Source organism: Candidatus Acidiferrales bacterium (assembly GCA_036514995.1).
Classification (GTDB): Bacteria; Acidobacteriota; Terriglobia; order Acidiferrales; family DATBWB01; genus DATBWB01.
Window position 1 is genome coordinate 1 of sequence record DATBWB010000129.1, and the last position, 6,500, is coordinate 6,500.

A 6,500-nucleotide genomic window follows, 5' to 3' on the forward strand; every position below is an offset into this window, starting at 1 on the left:
CGCCGCACGTCATAGCTTCGGCAGTGCGGGCAGCAGCGGATCACTCGGCAGCGTGGTGATTTCATTTCGTGGGTTCGCCGGAGCGCCGTCAGTGTCCTGCAGGATGCGCACCGCTCCGTTGGTGCGGCATCCTAACCTGCCCGTTACGCCCGGTCAATTCGGCCTTTCGCCTTGTCGCTGCAAAGTGAGAATGTCCGGTTTGTGCAAAGTAGAAATGTCCGGTTTCATGGTGGCTGGGAGGCGCGATGGAACCGGAGCGGATCGAGTTGAGCCAGCGAGAGCGAGATCGGTTGAAGGTGGTGCACGAGGTCGAGGAACGGCACCTGACGCAGGTCGCCGCGGCGGGGCGGGTGCAGCTGAGCGAGCGCCAAGTGCGGCGGTTGCTGGGGCGGGTGCGGGCGGAGGGGGACCGGGGAGTGCTCCACCGGCTGCGCGGTCGGCCTTCGAACCGCAAGATCACCGGGTCCCGGCAACAGCGGATCCTGGCGCGGGTCCAGAAGCGATACGCCGATTTCGGGCCCACGCTGGCCAGTGAACATCTGGCCAGCGACGGACTGCCCATCAGTCGGGAGACGCTGCGGAAGTGGATGACCGCGGCCGGGCTGTGGCGACCGCGACGACGCCGCTTGGAGCGGGTGCATGTGTGGCGGGAGCGGCGGGCGGCATTCGGCGAGTTGGTGATGTGGGACAGTTCGCCGTACGCCTGGTTGGAGGATCGCGGACCGCAGCTGCACTTGATCGCCATGATCGACGACGCCACCAGCCGCATCGGGGGGCGCTTTGCCGAGCACGACACGACCGCAGAGAATCTGCGGGTATTGGAGGGGTGGTTGCGGCGGCACGGGCGTCCGCTCGCGTATTACACCGATAAAGCGGGGCTGTTTCGCGTCAACCGCGCGCCGAAGCTGGACGAGGAGTTGCGGGGCGTCGAACCGGAGACGCAGATTCGACGAGCCCTGCGCGAACTGGATGTGGACTGGATCGCCGCCCACAGCCCACAAGCCAAGGGGCGGATCGAAAACCTGTTCGGAACCCTGCAGGATCGCTTGGTGAAAGAAATGCGCCTGGCCGGCATCGACACGGTAGAAGCGGCGAACCGTTTTCTGGAACTCACCTTTGTGCCGTTCTGGGAGCAGCGGTTCGCCGTGGCGCCGCGCCAATCCCAGGATGCGCACCGGCGACTGGATCGCGGGCATCGGTTGGAACAGATCCTCAGCGTGCGGGTCGAGCGTACCGTGGCACAAGACGCCACGGTGGTTTGGCAGAGACAACGCTGGGGCGTCCCGCGCGAGCAGGTCTGCGCCGGGCTGCGCGGCGCACGGGCCGAGATCGAGCGCCGGTTGGACGGCAGCCACTGGTTACGGTTCCGGGGTCGCTACCTCGAGCTGCGCCCTTGCCCCGCAGCACCGTCGCGGTCGCTAAGTGCTGTAAGTCTACGACTTACAGGAAGGAGTAACCCAAAACCCAAACCAAAAACCAACTACCACCCCCTTCCCAATCATCCTTGGAGGAAGCCCTGGAAGCGGACACTTCTACTTTGCCAAAAACCGGACATTTCTACTTTGCGTTGACAAGAGCTGATTTATTACCATCCACTCGGACTCTACATGAACTATGACATTAGCGATGCCTATTACTTTCGGCGGTCCGGTTACGTATTGATTTTCACTCATCAACCTGCTCTAGCGGTCGGCGGAGATTCTATGCACGGGTTTCTTCTTCTTAAGGTTGGGGAAGCGGTCGTAAACTAGTGCTATTCCAACTTATATAGTCTAATACGTGCTATCCTGGTTTCCCGGAGGGAGACCAGGATGGCTCACCGGATTCGTTTGCGACTGCTTACGCGGTCCGAACAGCATGTCTTGCGATCCAAGCTCCGGGATTTGTCTTTGTCCGTCCGCGTGCATCAGCGCTATCGCGTCATCGACCAAGTGCGCCGCCGGTTCGGGTTGCAGGAAGCTGCCGAACGCGTCGGCTGCCATTTCACGGCCGCCTACGATTGGGTCCATCGCTTCAATCACAGCGGCTTCGCCACCTTCGAGCAGGTGCCCAACCCCAAGGGGCGTCCGCCGATCCTGCGTGCCGAACAACTCCGGGAACTGGTGGATGTGGCCTTATCCAGTCCCGCCGAGCGCGGCTTGCCCTTCTCAGTTTGGTCGGTCGCGAAGCTCGCCGAATATTGCCGGCGGCGGAAGTTGCTCCCCCCGGTGACCGACGAATGGGTTCGCCGCCTGCTGCGCCGCGAAGGGCTCAGCGCCCAACGCGTGCGCACCTGGAAAACCTCGACCGATCCGGCTTTCGACCGTAAAAAAAACGCATCCGGGCGCTCTATCGGCGCTGTCCGCCGCACAGCGCGGTAGTTTGTTTCGACGAATGGGGCCCGTTGGAACTGAAGCCCATCGGCGGCGTCGCCTGGGCCCGGCAGCGGCAGCCGCAACGGGTGCGCGCTACCTACCGCCGTCTGAAAGGCATCGAACAATTTCTCGGCTTCTATGACGTGCACGCCGATTGTTTGAACGGTCTGTTCCGCCGCCGGAAGCGCATTGTGGAAGTCTCCGAAGCCTTCCGCCGGCTCCGGCGGTGCTATCCCCGGAAGCGGCTGTTCGTGATTTTGGACAACCTGCACAACGTCCATGACCATCCGCGCTTCCTGGCTTTGCTGCGGCGTCTGCGCATCCACCCCGTGTGGACTCCCACCGAAGCTTCGTGGATCAACTTGATCGAAGCGCAGTTTGGAGTCCTGAAGCGCTTCACTGTGGCCCACACCGATGACCCCAGTCATGCCGTCCGCCGCCGACGCATCTACCGCTATCTCCGCTACCGCCATCGAAAACTCCACAACCTGCATCATCCCCTACATCGCCTCCGTTCCCTTAGCCCCATCAAGTTGGAATAGCACTAGGAAGTAGTTCCAGCTCCAACGTGCGTGCACTGGCTTCTCTGGGGCGAGCCCACGTTCCATGGCTAAGGCGTTCGGAAAGACAAAGTCACCGCTCGCATGAGTGGAGATTGCGAGCACACTGCTGCGCCTTGCGCGTCCTGGTTTTCACTTCAAGGACGGGGCAGAAGATGCCTGCGAAAATCCGGGCCGTTTGCGACGTTGACTTGAAAGGGAGTCCCCTATGAAGGGATCTGGTGGCAGCCGAGTGTTGATGTTGCTGGAGAACAATACCTATCCGCAGGACCCCCGGGTGCAACAGGAGGCCAGAGCACTGGTGGATTCCGGTCACCAAGTATCGGTCATTTGCCCCTCCAACGGGAGCCAGCCTTGGCACGAAACAATTGACGGAGTTCATGTTTACCGGTTCCCGGCTCCGCCCGCCGCCAATTCCTTTCTGGGCTATTTCTGGGAGTACGGATACTCCATGTTCGCGACTTTAGTCATCTCGTTGTTCGTGTTGTTTAAGAAGGGTTTTGACGTGGCACACCTGCACAACCCCCCGGATACCCTCGTTTTGATTGCGGCGCTCTACAAACTGATGGGGAAACGTTTTGTATTCGATCAGCACGATCTGAGTCCAGAGCTGTATTACGCTCGCTTCAACAACAGGGGCAATCAATTCGTCTATCGAGTGCTCGTTTTCTTCGAGAAGCTCTCCTGCCGGCTCGCCGACCACGTGATCACTACCAACGAATCGTACAAAAGGATTGCGATGGAGCGGGACGGTGTGCCCGAGGCGCGCATCACCATCGTCCGCAACGGCCCCGATTTGAACCGCGTGCGCTTGGTGGAGCCTGACCCAGATTTGCGACACAAGGCCAAGACAATCATCGCCTATGCCGGCGCGATGGGATTTCAGGATGGCTTAGATCATCTCCTCCGCGCGCTTTACCACCTAGTGCACGATCTGGGCCGGACCGATTTTTATTGCGTGCTGATGGGCCGTGGAGCGGCGTGGAGCTGTTTACAAAAGCTGGCGAAGGAGCTCGCCTTAGAATCGTACATCTGGTTCACGGACTGGCTGCCAGATACCGAGCTGATGCGGTACCTATCCACTGCCGATATCTGTGTGGACCCCGACCCCTCGAGTGCCTATAACGATCGGTCGACCACGATCAAAATGATGGAATACATGGCTCTGGGCAAGCCCATCGTTGCGTTCGATTTGCCTGAACACCGCTTCACCGCACAGGCTTCAGCCACATACGTAAGGCCGAACGACGAGCTCGAATTCGCCCGGGCGCTGGCGCAACTCATGGACAACCCATTGCAAAGGAAAATGATGGGCGCGTTTGGGCGGCGGCGGGTCGAGACCGCCATTGCGTGGCAACATTCGGTTCCCCATCTCTTGGAGACCTATTCTGGGCTTACCGAAGCACGCAGGGCAGGACGTCCATCGCTGACGCCAACCAAGGAGAAAAGAGTCTGAAATCCATCCCCTGGGAAGCCTGACGCTGAGGGAGTCGCGCCGAATCGGGCTGCGTCGGCTGCTTCAGAGTCCGGGCCGAAACCAATGGTTCGCACTGCCGGAAGTTTCTCCCAGCTCTTCGCCCTCCGGGATGAGGCGACGGCTTCTGCCTCTCTCTACTCGCTCACTTTCCCTCTTACCTCGGCCACAGCCACCCAAACATCCCCGCGGTCAGCAGCCCGTACATTAGCCCGTCAAACACATGCTTGAGCGTCGCGCTCCACGCCTGTCCCTTCCAAATCGAGTCGGTGAGTGTGCCGACGCCATATCCCAGGAACGCCACCGTCCCCGCCACCCGGAACACTGCCAGATACGTCGTACCCGCGCTCAACGTGCGTCCCGCAACGTAAGCAACAAACACTCCAATCAACACGCAAAAGAGGAACCACATCGTCAGGTACTTCCCCATCGCCGGCGGGCGGCTGGGCATCACCGTCAACATTCCCACCGGCCCTCGTTTGTACTTCTCCACCATCTCCGGCGACTTCATCTCCTTGGGCTTGGGGCAATAAGGAAAGACGTACAGCCCGGGCGACACGCCGTCTTTCCTCATGGCCTCGAGCAGGCCTTCTTCGTTGGGCAGCTTTTTGTATTCGCTTCGGTGATACGGCAGTAGCATGTGGATCACCGAGCTGGCGACGAAAACCACCACCGCGGAAAGCAGGATCGGAAGCCACAACTCCGTCACAGTAATCATCGCAACCTCCTCTGAAAGTCTGGAGTGGTTCACCCTCCTCCAGCCATCTGCGGGCGATAGAGATACCAAAACTGTCCTTCAGCGCAAGCGGTTTCTTTCAGGGTATCGGGAAGACGGAGTGACACTCAGTAGCCTCGACGCGGCGGGTCTCTTCTGGCGGAAACCTCACTCTGGAGTACGTTCTGCCGGCGCAGTTTCATTGCAGGCAAGGGGTTGAGGGCTCGAATCCCTACTCGTCCACCAATGCGAACTTTGGCCTCGCGGTCGGCGGCGGAGTGGACTACAAGCGGGGTGAGCACTGGGCAATTCGCTTCGTTCATTTGGACTACATGATGGGCCAGTCCTTCGGCGCCATAGAAAACCGCGTCCACCTCTCGACGGGTGTGGTTTTCCGCTGGCAGCCGACCTTTCCACCTAGCCCCTGCCCGATGTTCCGGTCCCTCCCGCGCACCGAGGTTGAGTGTGCCCGCACCATGAGATTGCAGCCGGGCTCCAATCTCGGTGTCCTTCCGCACCCCTGTCCAAAAACTGTCCTTTCGGACGGGAGACTCCCGCCCTCCAATTGGACTAAGCTCTCTGCGACAGGGTATCTGCATGGCTTGGCCAGAAATCCACGTCTCTGAGGAACATCCCGCCCGCGCCGGACGCGTCGTGCTGTCCTCGCCGGTCCTTATCTATGGGCGCGGGGCGGACGAAAATGCCTTTCACGACCTGGCCACCATCATCGCCCTGAACGCGCATGGCGGGGTGCTCTCACTTTCCGCAAAGGTGCGCAGAGGCCAGACGATTCTCTTGTTGAATGAGCAAGCGTCGGAAGAATGTGGGTGCCGGGTGGTCTATGTCGGCCCGGACCATGCCGACGGATCGAAAAAAGTCGTCTTTGAATTCGTTTCCGCCATGTCCTGATTCTGCCGGCCTGCTTTCCTCCCGCATCCGCTTCAAACTGAGCGCAGCTCTGCACCGCACCGTGCCCGTGCTGCGCAGAATCCCTCTGCTCGTAAGACAGGCATTCCTGACTGTCCTCTTCTCGGCCTGCACGCCACCGCGTGCTCCTCGTTGCCGTCGTCTTCGGCGTAATCGGCCGCCATCCAGCGCGCCCTATCCAAGCATTCCCTGTAGCACCCCTCGCCCTCTGGTGGCATTGACGATCCCTGTTTCGCGTTTGCCTGAAGGTCTACTTCTGCTGGTGGCCGGGCGGTGTGTGAGGATCCACAGCGGGCGCTGTCGTGCCGATCTGGGCGAGCTGGATCGGCCTGGTGATTGCTGGCTATCTTGGCTTTGAGGGCCTGAAGCTGAGCAGGAAGACTTAAGGGCGCGAACCGTGCTCCATAGTCTGCAACTGGCCACTTGGCCAGTAGTCTCACACCGTTGACCACCGTATGGTAGGCACTTGG

The 6,500-nt window shown here is 60.4% G+C and carries 6 protein-coding genes; 5 read left to right on the forward strand and 1 reads right to left on the reverse strand.

The window, feature by feature from the left end; translation table 11 throughout:
• Positions 1 to 245 precede the first annotated feature (245 nt).
• The 4 genes from VIH17_08970 (at position 246) to VIH17_08985 (ending at position 4,370) form a co-directional block, all read left to right on the forward strand.
• Complete coding sequence (locus VIH17_08970) at positions 246 to 1,571, forward strand: ISNCY family transposase (protein HEY4683365.1); 1,326 nt, start codon at positions 246 to 248, stop codon at positions 1,569 to 1,571.
• A 240-nt stretch (positions 1,572 to 1,811) separates the two neighbouring features.
• Entirely contained in the window at positions 1,812 to 2,360 is a 549-nt protein-coding gene (locus VIH17_08975; protein ID HEY4683366.1) for a helix-turn-helix domain-containing protein, read from the forward strand.
• Between the two features lie 23 nt (positions 2,361 to 2,383).
• Positions 2,384 to 2,896 (forward strand): transposase, encoded by a 513-nt coding sequence (locus VIH17_08980; protein HEY4683367.1) that lies wholly within the window; start codon positions 2,384 to 2,386, stop codon positions 2,894 to 2,896.
• A 226-nt stretch (positions 2,897 to 3,122) separates the two neighbouring features.
• Positions 3,123 to 4,370: a glycosyltransferase family 4 protein gene (locus VIH17_08985; protein HEY4683368.1), complete on the forward strand. Its 1,248-nt coding sequence runs from the start codon at positions 3,123 to 3,125 to the stop codon at positions 4,368 to 4,370.
• Positions 4,371 to 4,545: 175 nt separating this feature from the next.
• Here VIH17_08985 and VIH17_08990 read toward each other — a convergent pair whose 3' ends face one another.
• Entirely contained in the window at positions 4,546 to 5,106 is a 561-nt protein-coding gene (locus VIH17_08990; protein ID HEY4683369.1) for a hypothetical protein, read from the reverse strand.
• 594 nt (positions 5,107 to 5,700) lie between these two features.
• Here VIH17_08990 and VIH17_08995 point away from each other — a divergent pair.
• Positions 5,701 to 6,012 (forward strand): hypothetical protein, encoded by a 312-nt coding sequence (locus VIH17_08995; protein HEY4683370.1) that lies wholly within the window; start codon positions 5,701 to 5,703, stop codon positions 6,010 to 6,012.
• The last annotated feature ends 488 nt before the right edge of the window (positions 6,013 to 6,500 follow it).